The sequence below is a fragment of the Flavobacterium lipolyticum genome (genome assembly GCF_020905335.1).
Classification (GTDB): Bacteria; Bacteroidota; Bacteroidia; order Flavobacteriales; family Flavobacteriaceae; genus Flavobacterium; species Flavobacterium lipolyticum.
Window position 1 is genome coordinate 2,520,489 of sequence record NZ_JAJJMN010000001.1, and the last position, 19,168, is coordinate 2,539,656.

Annotated in this window: 9 protein-coding genes; 8 read left to right on the forward strand and 1 reads right to left on the reverse strand. The window is 37.7% G+C overall.

Going from position 1 to position 19,168, the window contains the following annotated elements; all coding sequences use genetic code 11:
* Nucleotides 1-23: 23 nt before the first annotated feature.
* Nucleotides 24-2,906: a helix-turn-helix and ligand-binding sensor domain-containing protein gene (locus tag LNQ34_RS11095; RefSeq protein WP_229999733.1), complete on the reverse strand. Its 2,883-nt coding sequence runs from the start codon at nucleotides 2,904-2,906 to the stop codon at nucleotides 24-26.
* A 343-nt stretch (nucleotides 2,907-3,249) separates the two neighbouring features.
* Between LNQ34_RS11095 and LNQ34_RS11100 the strand changes: the two genes are divergently transcribed.
* From LNQ34_RS11100 to LNQ34_RS11135, 8 genes are all read left to right on the forward strand, one after another.
* Nucleotides 3,250-6,381 carry a SusC/RagA family TonB-linked outer membrane protein gene (locus LNQ34_RS11100; RefSeq protein ID WP_229999735.1) on the forward strand — a complete coding sequence of 1,044 codons (3,132 nt, stop codon included), beginning with the start codon at nucleotides 3,250-3,252 and terminating at the stop codon, nucleotides 6,379-6,381.
* 18 nt (nucleotides 6,382-6,399) lie between these two features.
* On the forward strand, nucleotides 6,400-7,947 hold the full coding sequence (locus LNQ34_RS11105) for a RagB/SusD family nutrient uptake outer membrane protein (protein WP_202702246.1): 1,548 nt from the start codon (nucleotides 6,400-6,402) through the stop codon (nucleotides 7,945-7,947).
* 137 nt (nucleotides 7,948-8,084) lie between these two features.
* Nucleotides 8,085-9,545, forward strand: coding sequence for a glycoside hydrolase family 30 protein (locus tag LNQ34_RS11110; RefSeq protein ID WP_229999737.1), 1,461 nt, complete (start codon nucleotides 8,085-8,087; stop codon nucleotides 9,543-9,545).
* Nucleotides 9,546-9,632: 87 nt separating this feature from the next.
* Complete coding sequence (locus LNQ34_RS11115; protein ID WP_229999739.1) at nucleotides 9,633-11,099, forward strand: glycoside hydrolase family 30 protein; 1,467 nt, start codon at nucleotides 9,633-9,635, stop codon at nucleotides 11,097-11,099.
* Between the two features lie 35 nt (nucleotides 11,100-11,134).
* Nucleotides 11,135-13,399 carry a glycoside hydrolase family 3 N-terminal domain-containing protein gene (locus LNQ34_RS11120; RefSeq protein ID WP_229999741.1) on the forward strand — a complete coding sequence of 755 codons (2,265 nt, stop codon included), beginning with the start codon at nucleotides 11,135-11,137 and terminating at the stop codon, nucleotides 13,397-13,399.
* Nucleotides 13,400-13,678: 279 nt separating this feature from the next.
* Complete coding sequence (locus LNQ34_RS11125) at nucleotides 13,679-15,421, forward strand: cellulase family glycosylhydrolase (protein ID WP_229999743.1); 1,743 nt, start codon at nucleotides 13,679-13,681, stop codon at nucleotides 15,419-15,421.
* Nucleotides 15,422-15,613: 192 nt separating this feature from the next.
* Nucleotides 15,614-16,453, forward strand: coding sequence for an endonuclease/exonuclease/phosphatase family protein (locus LNQ34_RS11130; RefSeq protein WP_229999744.1), 840 nt, complete (start codon nucleotides 15,614-15,616; stop codon nucleotides 16,451-16,453).
* Between the two features lie 2 nt (nucleotides 16,454-16,455).
* Nucleotides 16,456-18,681: a glycoside hydrolase family 3 N-terminal domain-containing protein gene (locus LNQ34_RS11135; protein ID WP_229999746.1), complete on the forward strand. Its 2,226-nt coding sequence runs from the start codon at nucleotides 16,456-16,458 to the stop codon at nucleotides 18,679-18,681.
* Nucleotides 18,682-19,168: the final 487 nt, after the last annotated feature.

A 19,168-nucleotide genomic window follows, 5' to 3' on the forward strand; every position in this document is an offset into this window, starting at 1 on the left:
CTCTACAGAATGCCTTTTTGTTTTTAGATACTCATCAGAAATCCAATCAGGTTTTCTTTTTTGTTTAAACCTAGTTTTTTCCGGAGTCGATAGCGTGCTAATTCAACTCCACCTGTCGAAATATTCATAATTTCGGCTATTTCTTTGGTAGACATATTCATCAGTAAATAAGTGGATAAATCCAGTTCGCGTGGAGAAATTGTAGGGTATTTTTCTTTTAAGCGTTTTAAGAATTCAAAATGTACGTTTTTGATGTGCTTCTCCAGATCTTTCCAACTTTTGTCTGTGTTGACCTCTTTTACAATGCTTTTGTTTAGCTTGCTCACCTGAAATTTTGTCGATTCGTCGAGAGCATCGTTGTCGATTTCTTTTAATTTGTGAATGATGCCATTTAAGACTTTGTTTTTCTTTACAACCTGAAGGGAATTGCTCACCAGTTCTTTGTCTTTGGCGAGGATTTTTATCTGAAGTTTGTCGCTTTTTAGGCGTTCAATTTCTTTCTCCAGTTCGTGTTGCTCGTGTCTGATCTTAGATTCCTTTTCGAGATACAGTCTTCTTTGCTCTATCGTTTCATAGTATTTGTTCTTTCTGATTTTGAGTTTAACTCTGTTTGAGACAATATAGATTGCTGCCAGAAGTAATAAAAAGTAGGTCAGATAGGCCAGGAAATGTCTGTACCAGGGAGGTGAGATGGTAAAAATGATTTCAGACACACCGGATTCCCTGCCGTAGCTGTTTTTTGCTTTAATTTTCATGGTGTACTTGCCTTCTCTCAGGTTGGTGTATTCTTTTATGGAAGTGCCCGACCAATTGCGCCAGTTTTCTTCAAATGGTTCAAGTTTGTAGGAGTACGTTACATTCTCCTGATTTTCGAAGGTAGGAGAGGAGAACGTAAATTTGACGTGATTGGACTGATAAGGAATTAAAAGGTCTGTTAACGGTTTTTCAAGATTACCTGTGATAATCGTATCGCTGGTAGAGGAGAAACTTTCAAAAAAGACTTTAGGTTTTGTGATGAATTTATTTGAAATTTGAGAATCATAATGGGCGAGTCCATCCGTTAGCCCTATAAAAATGTTCTTCGGATCGATTGTATTGACCGAAATATATTTGTTTACCAGATTACCTGTTAAATTAGAAAATGGTGCTTCTGTGCGGATGTATTTTCCATTGGGGCCTTTAATTAAAACACCAAGTGATTCATTGTAGGAATACCATAAATTGTTGTATTTGTCTTCTATTATAGTGTTTACAGTCGGAATTTTTTCGAATAAAGCGGTTATTTTTTTGTCCTCAAAAAAGTCTTCCTGTTCGTCACTGTATCTGTAAAAGTGATTTTTGGTTTGAAAGTAAACTTTGTTGTTGATCAATTGAAGACTTCCTATTCCTTTTTTCGATGTTGAAATGTGAGCGTGTTTTTTTACAAGGTCAAATCGTTTTAAATCCTCAGACAATCTCATCTGATACAGATAAGGATCTTTTTTCAGCCACAAATAATTGTTGTCAAGCTCGATTTCAAATGTATTTGTAGTCTCATCAAATCCCGCCACCTGATTAACGTAAGTGATTTTGTTTGCAGAGTTTTTAAAGATAGAAAAACCATTGTAGCTCTCGCCAATAATGTAACCGGGGTGGTTTGGAATGGTTTTGAAGCCGAAATAACCTCTATTGTCCAGTGTTTTTGAAACTCTGTTTTGTTCAATTACCAAGGCGCCGCTATTGCTTGCACACAAAAGAGTATTATTAATGACCTGAATGTTCCAGGCTTGTGCAATGGTACCCTCGACGCGGTTGAAGGGTTCGTCTTTAAAAGGAGCGTTCCAGGAATGATAAAATAAACCCTGATTGGTGGCAACATATAGGTTTTTGTTGAAAATCACAGAAGCATAAACAGTACCTATATTATAACTATAGTCAAAAAAGGTAAAAGGAGAGTTTTGGTTTATAAAGGCGATTCCGTTATCCAGTCCTAGCCATAGATTGTTTTTATTGTCAACAAAAGAGGTCAGTACCGTATTGTTTTGGAGTCCTTTTTGTCGGTTGAGATGCTGAAGGATTTTTCCATTCAGGTCGCAAATGACGGCACCATTGAGAACCGAATTGAGTACGATGAATTTGTTTCCGATAATTGCTCCGCCCAAAGAGGTGTTCTTTTTGATGAAACTATTTGCTTCGGTTTCCCAAGTTGTAATGCTATTATAGTCATAAGTAAAAAGCCCTTTTTCTAAGGTTGCAAAAAGTAATTTGTTGTTGGGTAGCGGAAACATTGCCCAGATCTCTTTGTCGTTTAAAGCAGTGGTTCCTTTTAAAGGAGTTAGTTTTTGGTTTTTGTATTCTAAAATACCCAAAACTTTATCCTGAAAATAAAGATGTTGCCTTATTAGAAAAGAGAATTGAAATCTTCTTGGGGCATTGATAAGACGCAGTTTGTTGTTTTTGTAAAAGAACACCTTGGTGAAAGATTGAAAGACGACTTCTCCCTTATAAAGATGTATTCTCCAGATCAGGTTAATGTTTCTGCTATCTTTTTTACTGATTAAGGCAGAAAGGGAATGGTATTGTAATCTGCCTTTTGCATCACTCTTAAAATAACCAAATTCATTATTCCCACCAACATATATTCTGCCAGACTGGTCGTCTATTTTTAAGCTTCTGATGGCAGTATTGTTGGGAAGCGGATATTTGTTCCAGGTTGATCCGTCGAACTGGATTAAGCCGTTATTGTTTGCGAAATAGATATTGCCATTTTTATCCTGATCAATATTCCAATTTTGAGTGCCTCCTTTATAATCGGATCGTTTATAGTTTTTGATTGCGGGTAATCCGATGTTTTTTACTTGGGAAAAAATAGTAAAAGGCAGTATAAAAAGGATAAAAATCGAAATAGATGCATTTGCGAATTTCATAATTTTAGATCAGGGTTTCTATTAGTAATGTTTTGTAATCCTCTCTTTTTGGATTATTGCAATCGGAATATTGTGTTTTTCTATGGAAATTCTTCATAAAATCGAAAATAATTCATTTTTAGTAAATGTAGTGTTTATTTTATTTAGTTAACAATTCTATAACAGTATAAAATTATTTTTAAAATAGTGAAAATCAATAAATTATTTATAATTTGATGTGTTTTTGTAAGGTGTTAATTTATATGTTGATGTGTTTTTGTAATGAAATTTAATTACAGATACTGAAATTTTAAATTTATTATTGCATCGAATTACTAATTAATTAACCAAAATTTTTAGAAAAATGAAATTAACAAAATTACTTATTTTTTGTTTTTCGTTTCTGTTGTTTTCAGTTGTCACCATGGCGCAGGATGTTACAGTAAGCGGAATCATAAATGATGAAAATGGAATGCCAGTTCCGGGTGCGTCTATTTTAATAAAAGGCACAAATAAGGCGACAGCATCTGATTTCGATGGAAAATTTCAGATCAATGTTCCTGCAAACGGTATTTTAACATTTAGTTTTGTAGGTTATAATACAGTACAGGAAGCTGTAAACGGAAGAACTAAAATTGATGTTAAGTTAAAAGCGGAATCTCAGGCCTTAAATGAAGTTGTAGTAGTAGGATATGGTACACAAAAGAAAAGTGTCGTTACAGGTTCTATTTCCAGTGTTAAGGCAAAAGACTTAGAGAGTCTCCCTATAACAAGGGTAGAACAAGCTTTACAAGGTAGAGTGTCCGGGGTTTCTATAGCAGCAAATGCAGGACAGCCGGGATCAGCTTCGACGATACGTATTCGAGGTTTTACTACATTAAACAATAATGATCCTTTATGGGTTGTAGATGGTGTAATTGTTGACAATGGAGGTATTGGTTACCTAAACCAGTCTGATATCGAGTCTATCGAGGTGCTTAAAGATGGCGCTTCAGGAGCTATTTATGGTTCTCGTGCAGCGGCCGGAGTTATTCTTGTAACTACAAAAAAAGGTAAGGCAGGTAAAATCTCGGTAAGTTATACCGGTTTTGCAGGAACATCTCAGGCAGCTAAAAAATTAGATTTACTAGATGCAAATCAGTACGTAACTATTATGAATGAAGCCAACGTAAATGGCGGAACTCCGAATAGATATACCGTTCCTGCAAATGTTGGAAACGGAACAGACTGGCAGAATGTAATTTTTAATAATCATGCACAACGTTCTTCTCATGAGCTAAGTTTTAGCGGTGGTAACGATACGTCAACTTTTTACATGTCTTTTGGATTAACAGATCAGGAAGGTATTGTAAACTCTGATATTTCTAATTACAACAGAAAAAACATCCGTTTGAACTCTAACCATAAATTAGGGAAGTATATTAAAATTGGTCAGACTTTAGGATATTCTCATGAAAAAACAATTGGTGTAGGAAATACCAATGATGAGTTTGGAGGGCCTTTGTCGTCAGCCATAAACTTAGATCCGTTAACACCGGTGCTTGTTGCTCCGGGTGCGGCAACCGGTGCAGGTACTCCGTACGAGAACAAAAATGCACTTAGAGATGCAAACGGAAATTACTACGGTATCTCTACAATTGTAACGCAGGAAACTTCAAATCCATTAGCGTATACGCAAACAAGATTAGGAAATAATGATTTTGCAGATAATTTTGTTGGAAACATTTTCGCTGAAGCAGAAATTTTACCCGGATTAAAATTCAAATCAACTGCAGGGGGAAAATTAGCCTATTACGGTTCAGATAACTTTACACCGGTTTATTACTTAAACGGAGCTACCAAAAAAGATGTAAATGAATTGTTCCGATCGTACAAAAAATCTTTCAGCTGGAACTGGGAGAACACTTTAAACTACGATAAGAAAATTGGAAATCATCATTTCGGTATTTTAATTGGAAAAGGTACTTATGTTGATAATATTACTTCCGGTAATGATATCACCTACAGAGGTGTACCGGCTACGACACATGCCGAAGCTTCTTTTAATGTTGACATTCCAATCTCTGATAAAATAGCGAACGCTTACAATGCACAAGCTTTAGAACACAGAGTGGAGTCCTTGTTTTCCAGATTAAACTACGATTACAAAGAAAAATATATTTTTACCGGGATTCTTCGTCGTGATGGTTCGACACGCTTTGGACCAAACCATAAATACGGAACTTTCCCGTCAGTATCTTTAGGCTGGGTTCCTTCCAAAGAAAGTTTCTGGGGAGAAAATAAAATCGTGAATACTTTAAAAATAAGAGGAGGTTATGGGGTTACAGGTAATGATTCCTCTCCTGATTTCTTATACATTTCTACAGTTGGAATTCAAAGAAACTATACTATCGGTGGGGTAATTGTTAACGGACAAAGTCCAAATGCAATTCCAAACCCTGACTTGAAATGGGAAGAAACGAAACAACTTAACATTGGTTTTGAAACTACGTTATTACGTGACTTCAATTTAAGTGTGGACCTTTTCAACAAAAAAACAGAAGGCATCTTAATGAAAGTGCCAATTCCGGGTTATGTTGGAGCCACAGGCAATACCTATGCTAACTTAGCAGATATGGAAAACCGCGGTGTAGATATTGAATTAGGCTACCGTAAGAAAATTGGAGAATTGAACCTGTCTGTTAATGGGAACTTCTCTTATATCAAAAATGAAATTACTTATATAGACAAAGGAGTTAATTTCTTAGTTGGAGACGAAACGGTACAGTCCAGTTCTTACGAAATCAACAGAACAGAAGTAGGTCATGCGTATAACTCCTTCTACGGATTCAAAACAAATGGTATTTTCCAGACTCAGGCCGATATCGATTCTTATAAAAATGCGACAGGAAAAGTAATTCAGCCCAATGCTAAACCGGGCGATTTCCGTTGGCAGGATTTGGATGGGGACGGTGTAATTGGAGCTAACGACAGAACTTTCTTAGGAACTTCATTGCCTAAATTCACGTATGGATTTACTATGAATTTAGCATACAAAGGATTCGATATGTTAGTTTTCGGTCAGGGTGCTGGAGGAAATATGATCTATCAGGGATTGAGAAGACTTGATATTTCTACCGCAAATTATCAAACAGAAGTTATGGGACGCTGGACAGGACCGGGATCAACAAACAGTTATCCGAGAGTCACTACGGATGATTCCAACAAAAACTTTACGAATCCATCAGATTTCAATTTGCAAAAAGGAGATTTCTTCCGATTCAAAACAATCCAACTTGGATATTCATTTCCAAAAGAATGGATAGAAAGCATCTCATTGCAAAAAGTAAGATTGTATGTAACGGGAGAAAATTTATGGACGATTACTAAATATACGGGTTATGATCCTGAGATTGGAGGTCCTACTACAGCCGGAATGAACAACGTACAGGGTGTTGACAGAGGATATTACCCTCAGGCAAAATCGTATATGTTAGGAGTTAATTTGCAATTTTAAATTTAAAAAAAAGATATTATGAAACTTATAAGTTTTAAACAATCATTATTCGCTTTTGGGGTGTTACTGACACTTGGATCGTGCGATACCGATGAAAAATTGGAGGTAAAAGGAGATGGAGTAGTGCTGGAAGATAATTTTTACAGAAACGAAACCGAGGCTTATTCAGGTCTGGTAGCAGCTTACGATAAATTAGGAAAGTTTGCAGGAGCAATGGAAAATGCGCCTTTATTATTCTTAAACTCTGCATCCGATGACTTCTATGCAGGTGGGGGTGGTTCAGACGACCAGCCAGGACTTCAGGTGGCATCGAACTATTCTGTTAGTCCGGCGAATATTCCACCGGCAATTTGGGCAGATTATTACAAAGGCGTAGCAAGATGTAACGTCATGCTGGTAAAACTTCCGGATGTTCCTATGGATGCCGCTAAGAAAGCAAGATTTGCCGCAGAAGTAAAAGCATTACGTGCTTATTACTATTTTGATCTGGTGAGAATGTTTAAGAATATTCCTTTGATCCTGAAACCACTAACGAAAAACGAAATCCCTTTAGTTATGCAGGCTAAACCTGACGAGGTTTATGCACAAATCGAAAAAGATTTAAACGAAGCAATTCCTGATTTGCCAATGAGCTTACCTGCACCGGAGTTGGGAAGATTCTCTAAAGGAGCTGCAACAGCACTTTTAGGAAAGGTATATTTATACGATAACAAAAAGCCACAGGCGGCGGTTGAATTGGCAAAAGTAAACGGAACTCCCGGAGGAACAAGTAGTTTTGGTTATAAGTTGATGGATACTTTCGCTTCTTTATGGGATCATACCAAAAAATTCAATTCAGAATCTATCTTTGAAATTACCTACACCGATAAATCCAATGCAGATTGGGGGAATTTTGAAAGAGGTGACGATGAAGGAAACGTTGCCGCTCAGTTGATGGGAATCAGAGATTATTCCAGAACAAAATATGGAAAAGCAGCACTTTTGCCGGATTATATTAATGGATGGGGTTTTTGTGTTGTTACCGCTGATCTGGCAAATACGATGAAAAGCGATCCACGTTTTGCATCTACTATTTTTGATGCAAAGACCGCAAGAGCTACTGGAGATCCGGATAAAGATCCGAACACTTTGATTACGTACAAAGACAGTTATCAGGAGACTGGATATCATTTTATTAAATATGCACCGGTTAATGCCGATATCAAAGCAAGTAACCCTTTCTTAAATTTTGGAATCAATACCTACGTTATTCGTTTGGCAGATACTTATTTATTAGAGGCTGAAGCTTTAGGGGGAACAGGAGCAAGAGCTCAGGCACTACTAGATGCTGTTAGATTAAGAGCCGGATTAACATCAGTACCGGTTTCTATTCCGGCTATTTTAGCCGAAAGAAGATTAGAACTTGCAGGTGAAGGTCATCGTTGGTTTGATTTGGTGAGAACAGGTCAGGCTGCTGCCAAACTTGCTTTCAAAGGATTTCAGGCCAATAAAAATGAAGCATTCCCAATTCCATATAGTGAATTCAATAATACTAAAATGGTTCAAAATCAGGGATATCCACAATAATGAAGTAAGTTAAGTTTAAGTTTAAGGTTGGTTGTAAATAGCCCATGATCATTATGAGTATGGGCTATTTTTAAATCAAACCGGAAATCATTTGACTAAGAAATTTGATCAAAGTCTCAATTATTAAAACATACTCAATGAGAAAGATTGGCTATATTATTACTTGTTTATGTTTTTCTTTATCTGTTTTTCCACAACAGAAAAACCAAAAACAGCAACAAAAATTTACCACTACCAATAAAAAAATAACGGTTTATACCACAGCAGCGAATACACAATTAAGATTAACACCAACAGATCATTTAAATTTTACGGCATCCAGACAGCCTATAGAAACAGAGTTGTCCGTTTTTGTTGAACCCTCCAAACGTTTCCAGAGTTTTCTGGGCATTGGCGGTGCCATTACCGATGCAAGTGCCGAAATTTTTGCCCAATTATCAAAAGAAAAACAGACAGAATTTTTAAATGCCTACTACGATACCCAAAAAGGAATCGGATATTCATTGCTAAGAACAACGATTCAAAGTTCTGATTTTAGCAGCGGAAGTTATTCTTATATCGAAGAAGGTGACAAAGATTTAAAAACATTTTCGATTGATCATGACCGCAAATACCGTTTACCCATGATTAAAGCGGCTATAAAAACGGCTGGCGGAAAAATGATTACTTATGCTACTCCGTGGTCACCCAATGCTTTTATGAAAAGCAATAAGAATGTGCTCAAAGGGGGAACATTACTCCCGGAATTTTATCAACCGTGGGCAAATTTCTATGCAAAATTTATAAAAGCATACGAAAAAGAAGGAATTCCAATTTGGGCAACATCCGTTCAGAACGAACCCATGGCCACCCAAACCTGGGAATCCTGTTTGTACACCGCCGAACAGGAAAGAGATTTTTTGAAGAATTACCTTGGACCAACCTTAAAAAAAGAAGGTCTGGAGAAGGTGAAAATTATTGCCTGGGATCACAATCGTGATTTAATGGTACAGAGAGCCAATGTTATTTTCTCAGACCCGGAAGCTTCCAAATATGTTTGGGGAATGGGTTTTCATTGGTACGAAACCTGGACAGGAGCTCAGCCAATGTTTGACAATGTTGCGAGAGTACATGAAGCATATCCGGACAAAAAACTCATTTTTACAGAAGGCTGTGTCGAGAAATTTGACGCTGCAAAATACCAATTCTGGCCCAACGCAGAACGATACGGCACTTCTATGATCAATGATTTTAATAATGGAACTGTAGGCTGGACAGACTGGAACATACTTTTGGACCAATTTGGAGGACCGAACCACGTAGGCAATTTTTGCTTCGCACCTATACATGCAGATACCACTACAGGGGAACTCATTTACACCCCATCGTATTATTATATCGGACATTTTTCAAAATTCATTCGTCCAAATGCCGTTCGGGTAAGTACTTCGGTAAGCCGCAGTTATTTGTCAAGTACCTCTTTTTTGAATACTGACGGAAAAATGGCGACTGTAGTGATGAACAATACCGACAATGCTATTACCTATAATTTTATTATTGCAACAGAACAGACCATTGTAAAAATTCCTGCACACGCGATACAAACGCTGGTCTATTGAAATTTTGTGAGTTAGTTAGAGGGGCAATCTGATTCGTCCGTTTCGCCCCTTGCCTTTTAATAATAATGAAATCGCTTTGAGTGTACCATGAAAGCCATAAATAGAGTTTTAATCGCCCCATTACTAGTGCTGCAATTCGTTTCTTCTTCAAAAGTTGGAGCGCAGTCTGTAGTACCCTCATTTAAATCAAACCCAAAAATACAAGTATATACTACTGCCGAAAACACCCAATTAAGATTGTCATTATCCAATAATTTCATTTTAAATTCAGTTTCACAACAAACAAAATCAACGGTTTCAATTACGATTGATCCTTCAAAAACAGATCAGACTTTTTTGGGGATCGGTGGCGCCATTACCGATGCCAGCGCAGAAGTTTTTGCTAAACTGTCACCCAAAAAGCAACAGGAATTTCTAACCGCTTACTACGATAAAAATAAAGGAATAGGGTATTCTTTGGCCAGAACCAATATGCATAGCTGTGATTTTAGCAGCGAAAGTTATACCTATATTCAGGAAGGCGACAAAGAGCTAAAAACCTTTACTATTGATCACGATAAAAAATACCGAATCCCATTACTCAAAAAAGCAATTGCAACAACCGGTGGGAAATTAACTTTATTTGTTAGTCCGTGGAGTCCTCCGGCTTTCATGAAAGACAATAATGATATTTTACATGGAGGCGTTTTATTGCCGGAGTTTGCACAATCATGGGCCAATTATTATGCTAAATTTATAAAAGCATACGAAAAAGAAGGAATTCCGGTCTGGGGACTGACGATTCAGAACGAACCAATGGCAAGTCAGAGATGGGAATCTTGTATTTACAGTCCGGAAGCCGAAAGAGATTTTCTGAAAAACTTTCTGGGGCCTACTTTAGAAAAAGAAGGATTGGGATCTAAAAAGATCATTATTTGGGATCACAACCGCGGAGAGATGCTCGAGAAAAGAGCTAATTTAGTTTTTTCTGATCCTGAAGTTTCCAAATACGCCTGGGGAATTGGATTCCATTGGTACGAAACCTGGAACGGAGGCAGTCCGAAATTTGAATCTGTAGGGAAAGTACATGAAGCTTTTCCAAACAAAAACCTGCTGTTTACCGAAGGCTGTATCGAAAAATTTGACGCTTCGAAATTCCAGTTTTGGGGAAATGCCGAACGATACGGAATCAATATGATCCATGATTTTAACAACGGAACGACAGGCTGGACGGACTGGAACATTTTGCTGGATCAAAACGGAGGCCCCAATCATGTTGGTAATTTTTGTTTTGCCCCAATTCATGCTGACACTACAAAAGATGAACTGATCTACACACCGATGTACTATTATATTGGACATTTTTCAAAATTCATCCAACCGGGAGCGAAGAGAATTGGAAATGTAATAAGCAACAAAAGTGTATTAAGCACTTCTTTTCTAAATACAAACGGAAAAATTGCCACTGTTGTAATGAATCAGTCAGACAAAGCAGTGGTATACGAAATAGCAATCAATGCGGTGAAAAAAACGCTTACTATACCGGCTCATGCCATGCAAACGCTAGTGTATTAGCCTCTTGTAGCAGCATATTAATTTAAAGAAATACAATGAAAAACACGAAGTTTATAGTAGTTGCTCTATTTTTTTGTGGAGCAGTATGGAGTCAGGAAGCCAGGAAAACGAGAGCAGATATAGATGCCAAGGTTTCAGAGTTGTTATCAAAGATGACATTGGAAGAAAAAGTAGGGCAAATGACGCAGATAACAGTTACTGTTTTTGAAGATGCTCAAAAACCGGGTTATTTTGATGCCGCCAAACTAAAAAAAGGAATTCAGGAGTACCATATCGGTTCCATTCTGAATGTGCCCAATCCGGGAGCACCAACACTTCAGAGATGGCAGGAGACTATGACCGCCATTACCAATGAAGCCAACAAATCGAGACTTAAAATTCCGGTATTGTATGGTATAGATGCCATACACGGAGCGAGTTATACCGCCGGAGCCACCTTGTTTCCACAACAAATTGGTCTGGCCGCAACGTTTAATACAGAGCTGGTAAAACGCGGTGCTGAAATCTCGGCTTACGAAACCAGAGCCTCCTCCATTCCATGGGTATTCTCTCCGGATTTAGATTTTCCGAGAAACCCGGCCTGGTCCAGAATGTGGGAATCCTTTGGAGAAGATGCCTATTTGTCTTCCAAAATGGCCGTCGCTTTGGTAGATGGCTTTGAAGGAAGCAATGTAGGATCAAAATATAGCGTAGCCTCCTGTATGAAACATTATATTGGTTATGGCAGCACTACAACCGGAAAAGACAGAACACCAAGTATTATTCCCGAGCGCATTCTAAGACAATATGATTTAACCATATATCAGGCTGCCATAAAAGCCGGAGCAAAAAGCGTAATGGTAAGTTCCGGAGAAATCAATGGAACTCCGGTGCACTCCAGCAAACATCTGATTACGGACATTCTTAAAAAAGAATTAGGCTTTGAAGGAGTAGTAGTAACGGATTGGAAGGATATTATTTATTTGAATACCAGACATAAAATTGCAGCAACCAAAAGAGATGCGGTTCGTATCGCGGTTATGGCCGGAATAGACATGAGCATGGTACCCGAAGAATTTACTTTTTACACAGACCTTGTAGATTTAGTTCAAAAAGGAGAAGTGCCAATGTCCCGTATTGATGATGCGGTAACCAGAATTCTGAGAATGAAATTCGAGTTAAACCTGTTCCAGAATACAGTTGCGAATCTAAAGGATTATCCAAAATTTGGTTCAGCCGAACACATTCAGGAAGCTTATAAAACGGCTGCAGAATCCATTACATTGTTAAAAAATAACGGGGCCATTTTACCTTTAAACAAAGAGGAAAAAATCCTGGTAACCGGAGCAACGGCAAACAGTATGAAAAACCTGAACGGAGGTTGGTCGTACACCTGGCAGGGTGAAAATGCAGATACTTATGCTGCTGACAAATTAACTATTCTGGAAGCTTTTCAGGCTAAATTAGGAAAAGAGAATGTACTCTATACTGCCGGAGCAGATATTGAAAAAGAAGATGATGCCGAAATTCAAAAAGCGGTTGAACTGGCTCAAAAGGCATCGAAAATTGTATTGTGTCTGGGAGAGAAAAACTACACCGAAACTCCGGGAGATATCAGTAATCTTTATATGAGTAAATCTCAGGTAAAATTAGCCCTCGCCTTAGCCAAAGTAAACAAACCAATTATTCTGGTTTTAAACGAAGGAAGACCAAGATTAATCAGTGATTTCGAAGATAAAATGAGTGCCGTTGTACAATGTTATTTGCCGGGAAATGAAGGAGGAAGAGCCTTGGTTGATATACTGTACGGAGAGGTAAATCCAAGTGGGAGATTGCCTTACAACTATCCGAGATACCCTAATTCATTAGAAAAATACAACAGAAAACATACAGAAAGTTTAGCAGATGAAGAACAAAATAATGATGCTAAATACGAGAAAAGTTATTCCCCTCAGTTTGAATTTGGAACAGGATTATCTTATACCACCTTTACGTATTCGAATTTAAAAATCGACAAAGTAGAAATTACGAATACCGATGAAGTAAAAATAACAGTTGAGGTTACCAATTCCGGAAAAAGAGCCGGAAAAGAATCGGTTTTATTGTACCTGTCAGATCATTATGCTTCTATAACTCCTGAAGTAAAAGCGCTAAAAAGATTCGAAAAGATTAGTTTAGAGCCTAACGAAACCAGAACGGTGAAATTTACTTTAAACCAAAAAGATTTGCAATTCGTAAACGAAGATCTGAAATGGATTTCCGAAAAAGGAACTTTTACAATTCAGATCGCAAATCTTAAAAAGGACTTTTTATTAAAGTAACCCGTTGGGAGAGATTGTTTTAACACATAGAGTCATAGTCTTTGTAGACTTAAAAAAGGCGTTTCACTAGTTAAAAAGCACATAACTATGTGGAAGAAAGATATTTCTACTTTGCCTTCTTTTTTGGGGTAGTACTACCTATGTTTCTATGTGTTAAAATTAAATTTTGTTCAATTTCACCCAACGGGTTAAAGCAAAGAAAATAAACATCGTTATTTCCGCAAAGATATTTGGTGTTGGAATGTCAAAAGAAAATTAGCTATTTCATATTATAGAGACATGAAAAAAATAATTATTACCCTACCGTTATTACTTTCCTTTGCCACTTTCGCTCAGGGTTTTTTACACAGAGAAGGACAAAAAATTGTAGACGGAACCGGAAAGAATATCATTTTAAGAGGTCTCGGAACAGGAGGCTGGATGGTTCAGGAAGGCTATATGTTACAGACACAGCCTTTCGCAAGTCCACAGTATGTTATCAGGCAGAAGATTCAGGATGTTATTGGAGAAGAAGCGACCAAGGAATTTTACGCTGCCTACAAAGCAAACGGAATCACTAAAAGAGATGTAGATTCATTAGCCGCCTGGGGATTCAATTCGATCCGCCTGCCGATGCATTACAATTTATACACACCACCGATCGAAGCAGAAAAAAAGGATGAAATCTCCTGGATTGAAGAAGGCTTTACCATGACCGATAATTTGCTGAAATGGTGTGCCGAAAATAAAATGTATCTGATTTTAGACTTGCATGCCGCTCCGGGAGGCCAAGGCAATGATGCCGCAATTTCGGATTATGATACCACAAAACCCTCCTTGTGGGAGAGCGAAGCCAATCAGAAAAAAATGATTGCCTTATGGCAAAAACTGGCGTCACGTTACCGGGATAATCCGTGGATTGGAGCCTATGACATTATCAATGAACCCAATTGGAATTTTACCGGAACCAATAAAAATGGCTGTGATGAAAACTCAAACGGTCCTTTAAGAGAGCTGATGGTTCGGGTTACAAAAGCCATTCGGGAAGTCGATACCAACCACTTGATTTTTATTGAAGGAAACTGTTGGGGAAACAATTACAACGGAATTTTTCCTTTATGGGATGAAAATATGGCATTGAGTTTTCACAAATACTGGAACTACAATACCACAGCCTCCATTCAGAAAATGCTGGATTACAGAACACAATACAATGTGCCGATCTGGTTGGGTGAAAGCGGAGAAAATTCGAACGTATGGTTCAAAGAGGCATTGACATTGGTCGAAAACAACAATATAGGCTGGGCATTCTGGCCCATGAAAAAAATCGAGAATATTGCGGGAGTGACCTCCGTTACAAAGATTCCCGAATACGATGTTTTATTAAAGTACTGGAAAGACGGCGGTGAGAAACCAAAGCCTGATTTTGCCAAAAAAACTTTAATGAAAATCGCCGACAATTACAAAATGGAAAACGTAACCGTAAAACCGGACGTGATCGATGCCATGTTCCGACAAGTGCAGACCAACGATACCAAACCTTATAAACGACATTTGATTCCCGGAAAAATTGCAGCAACAGAGTATGATTTGGGAACCAATGAAAAGGCTTATTCAGACAAAGATTTTATAAACTACAGAGTCGAAACCGGAAAATTTGACGAGTGGAACAAAGGAAATACGATGCGAAATGATGGCGTGGATATTTTACCCTGCAAAGATGCCGGATCAAACGGATATCAGGTTTCATTTATTGAGGATGGAGAATGGTTACAGTTTACAGCTGAAGTAAAGAAGCAAAATACATACAAAGTAGCGATTCGATATTCGGCTGAAAATTCAGAAGGAAAAATACATCTCGAAGCAGAAAATGGAAAAAGATCCCAGATCGTTACATTACCTGCAACGGGAGGAAATGACAAATGGAAAACGGTTGTACTGTCCGGAGTGTTACTAAATAAAGGAATGCAAAAAATTAAAGTTGTTTTCGAAAAAGGAGGTTTCAATTTGAACTATCTAGATTTTTCAGATCAGAAAAAATAAAGGCTTAAAGAGGTATTTATAAGAAAGAGAGTAGGTGTGAAATGTTAGATGTAAACTGTGACTGTAAATTGCGACTGCAAACTTTCTATGTGTTTAAATAAATGCAACGGGTTAAATTAACATTCTTTTTACAATTGTTTTTTTCTTTGAGCCTAATGAAATGGTAGCTTTACGAATTCAATTTTTTTTACTATGAAAAAGACAAACACAATTGTTCTCGTAATGTTTCTGATTTTTGTCAGTGCTCCATTTTATGCTCAGAGTGTAAAAATGATGACGTATAACATTCGTTTAGATGTTGCTTCTGACGGAGAAAATGCCTGGTCCAACCGGAAAGACTTTTTTAATTCTCAAATCAGATTTTACAGTCCGGATATTCTTGGAATTCAGGAGGCATTGCCTAATCAGGTAGCTGAGATTGCTTCGGCCTTACCGGAGTACCATAAATTTGGGATAGGCAGAGAAGAAAAAGGAACCGGAGAAGCCTGTACGATTTACTATAAAAAAGACCGTTTTCAGGTAGAACATACAAACACATTTTGGCTGTCTGAAACACCGGAAAAAGTATCAAGGGGCTGGGATGCTGCCTGTAACAGAGTTTGTACTTATGGATTGTTTAAAGATTTAAAAACAAAAAAAATGTTTTGGGTTTTTAACCTTCACCTGGATCATGTTGGAGAGTTAGCCCGCGTAAAAGGAGTCGAGCTGGTTCTCTCAAAAATAAAGGAAATCAACACTAAAAATGATCCCGTGTTTTTAATGGGAGACTTCAATTCAGTACCGGACACGAAACAAATTGTCGAGATCAAAAAGATGATGGACGATACCAGGGATATTTCGATAGAAAAACCTTTTGGTCCTTTGGGAACCTTTAATGAATTCAAACACAATGAACCTGTGAATTTGTTACTGGATTATATTTTTGTATCTAAAAACAGCGGATTAAAAATTCAAAAACATGCAGTCTTAAGTGATTCAAAAGATTTAAAATATCCATCTGATCATTTGCCTGTTTTGATCCAAATAAATTAATTATGAAAAAAATAACCACATTTACCCTGTTGATGGTATCGTTTTTTGCGACCGCTCAGCAGGAAACAATAGATCAAAAAGTAAATGCTCTGTTGAAAAAAATGACTCTTGAGGAAAAAATCGGTCAGTTAAATCAGTATACGGGCGACAATGCAGCAACGGGGCCTATTACCATAAATGCCAACAAACAAGCCGAAATAAAGGCAGGATTAATAGGTTCGATGTTAAACGTAACCGGAACAAAATACACCCGACAATATCAGGAACTGGCCATGCAGTCCCGTTTAAAAATTCCGTTGTTATTTGGTCAGGATGTCATTCATGGGTACAAAACTACCTTTCCAATTCCGTTAGCCGAAGCAGCGAGTTGGGACTTAGCAGCTATTGAATTGGCAGCAAGAGTTGCAGCTACAGAGGCTTCAGCAAGTGGAATTCACTGGACATTTGCTCCAATGGTCGACATTGGCCGTGATCCGCGTTGGGGGAGAGTGATGGAAGGAGCAGGAGAAGATACCTGGCTGGGTTCTAAAATTGCCTATGCCAGAGTTAAAGGTTTTCAGGGAAATAAACTCGGAGATCTGAACTCGGTTATGGCCTGTGTAAAACATTTTGCCGCTTATGGCGCAGCTGTGGGCGGCAGAGATTACAACTCCGTAGATATGAGTGAACGAATGCTTTTAGAAACCTATCTGCCTCCTTTTAAAGCAGCTCTAGATGCCGGCGCAGCCACTTTTATGAATTCTTTTAACGACTTAAACGGAATTCCGGCTACCGCAAATATGCATTTGCAGCGTGATATCTTAAAAGGAAAATGGAACTTTCAGGGATTCGTAGTTTCAGACTGGGGATCGATTGGGGAAATGGTAGCACACGGATATTCTAAAGATTTAAAAGCTGCAGCGCTTGCCGCGATTACAGCGGGAAGTGATATGGATATGGAAAGTAATGCGTATCGATATCATTTGGCAGAATTAGTAAAAGAAGGGAAAGTAGCTGTAGACTTGATTGATGATGCCGTGAAACGTATTTTACGCAAGAAATTTGAATTGGGTTTATTTGATGATCCTTATCGATATTCAGATCAAAAAAGAGCTGATAAAGCTTTAAACAACCCTGAAAACAGAAAAGCAGCTCTTGAAGTAGCTAAGAAAAGTATCGTTTTATTAAAGAACGACAACGAAACATTACCGCTGTCTAAAAACCTGAAAACAATTGCATTCATTGGTCCAATGGTGAAAGAGTACAAAGAAAATATGGGGTTTTGGTCTGTAGAATTACCCGAGGTTGATTACAATAAATGGATCGTCTCACAATGGGATGGTTTGCAGAGCAAAGTGGGTAAAAACACAAAACTGCTTTATGCCAAAGGCTGTGAAGTAGACGGAGATAACAAAGACGGTTTTGCAGAAGCAGTGGCAACGGCCCAACAGGCAGATGTGGTGATTTTGAGTATTGGTGAAAGACGTGACATGAGCGGTGAAGCAAAAAGTCGAAGCGATCTTCATTTGCCGGGGGTGCAGGAAGATTTGGTAAAAGCAATTCAGGCAACAGGAAAACCGGTAATAGTTCTGGTAAACGCCGGAAGACCTCTTATATTTAACTGGACAGCAGATCATGTTCCGGCAATTGTTTACACCTGGTGGCTGGGAACCGAAGCGGGTAATGCTATCGCCGATGTTTTATTTGGAGATTACAATCCATCGGGGAAATTGCCCATGACTTTCCCGAGAGAGGTGGGGCAGATCCCAATTTATTACAATCATTTCAGTACCGGAAGACCCGCTAAAGATGAAGATGCCAAAAACTATGTTTCGGCCTACATTGATCTGAAAAACTCTCCTAAATTTCCTTTTGGATACGGGTTGAGTTATACCAAATTCAATTATTCCGATTTGAAATTGTCAGCAGTAAAAATGAAAAACAACGAAACTATTAAAGTTTCTTTTCAATTATCAAATGTTGGAAAAGCAGCAGGAGAAGAAGTGGTGCAATTGTATTTAAAAGACAAATTCGGATCGGTGGTAAGACCCGTTTTAGAATTGAGAGATTTTCAAAAAGTAAAACTAAATGCAGGAGAATCTAAAACAATTGAATTTACTATTGACAAAGAGAAACTTTCTTTCTACAATACTAAATTAGAATGGACAGCAGAACCGGGAGACTTCGAAGTCATGATTGGAGCTTCATCAGCTGACATCAAATTAAAAGCAGATTTTGAATTGCTTTAACTTTTTTAACCAAAAAGAAGTATAGATTACTGTTATAAAAAGTAACACGAATTGCACGAATTTTCACTAATTTGTTGGTGTAATTAATTTCACAAACAAGGTTAACGTATTAAAATTTGTGCAAATTCGTGTAATTTGTGTTTAGATATGGTCTACAATTCCTCCTTTTTTTGGTGTCATTTATTTTAACACATAGTAACATAGGTGTTGCATCCCTAAAAAAGGCGTTTCACTTTAAATAAAACGTCCCGATGTATCGGGATGAAAGAAATTTATTTCTTTTTTGCATCCTCATTTTAGCAATAGAAATCTATGTTTCTATGTGTTTAAAATTTGAGCATTCCAATCATCAAAACATAGATTACAGCTTACCGTGTCGACACAAGTATAAAAAATAACACGAATTGCACGAATTATCACTAATTTGTTTGTGGAATTAATTATACAAACAAGGTTAACGTATTAAATTTGTGCAAATTCGTGTAAT

Coding starts and splice junctions, on each gene's coding strand:
- LNQ34_RS11095 (WP_229999733.1), bottom strand. CDS start 2,906: ATGAAATTCGCAAATGCATCTATTTCGATTTTTATCCTTTTTATACTG.
- LNQ34_RS11100 (WP_229999735.1), top strand. CDS start 3,250: ATGAAATTAACAAAATTACTTATTTTTTGTTTTTCGTTTCTGTTGTTT.
- LNQ34_RS11105 (WP_202702246.1), top strand. CDS start 6,400: ATGAAACTTATAAGTTTTAAACAATCATTATTCGCTTTTGGGGTGTTA.
- LNQ34_RS11110 (WP_229999737.1), top strand. CDS start 8,085: ATGAGAAAGATTGGCTATATTATTACTTGTTTATGTTTTTCTTTATCT.
- LNQ34_RS11115 (WP_229999739.1), top strand. CDS start 9,633: ATGAAAGCCATAAATAGAGTTTTAATCGCCCCATTACTAGTGCTGCAA.
- LNQ34_RS11120 (WP_229999741.1), top strand. CDS start 11,135: ATGAAAAACACGAAGTTTATAGTAGTTGCTCTATTTTTTTGTGGAGCA.
- LNQ34_RS11125 (WP_229999743.1), top strand. CDS start 13,679: ATGAAAAAAATAATTATTACCCTACCGTTATTACTTTCCTTTGCCACT.
- LNQ34_RS11130 (WP_229999744.1), top strand. CDS start 15,614: ATGAAAAAGACAAACACAATTGTTCTCGTAATGTTTCTGATTTTTGTC.
- LNQ34_RS11135 (WP_229999746.1), top strand. CDS start 16,456: ATGAAAAAAATAACCACATTTACCCTGTTGATGGTATCGTTTTTTGCG.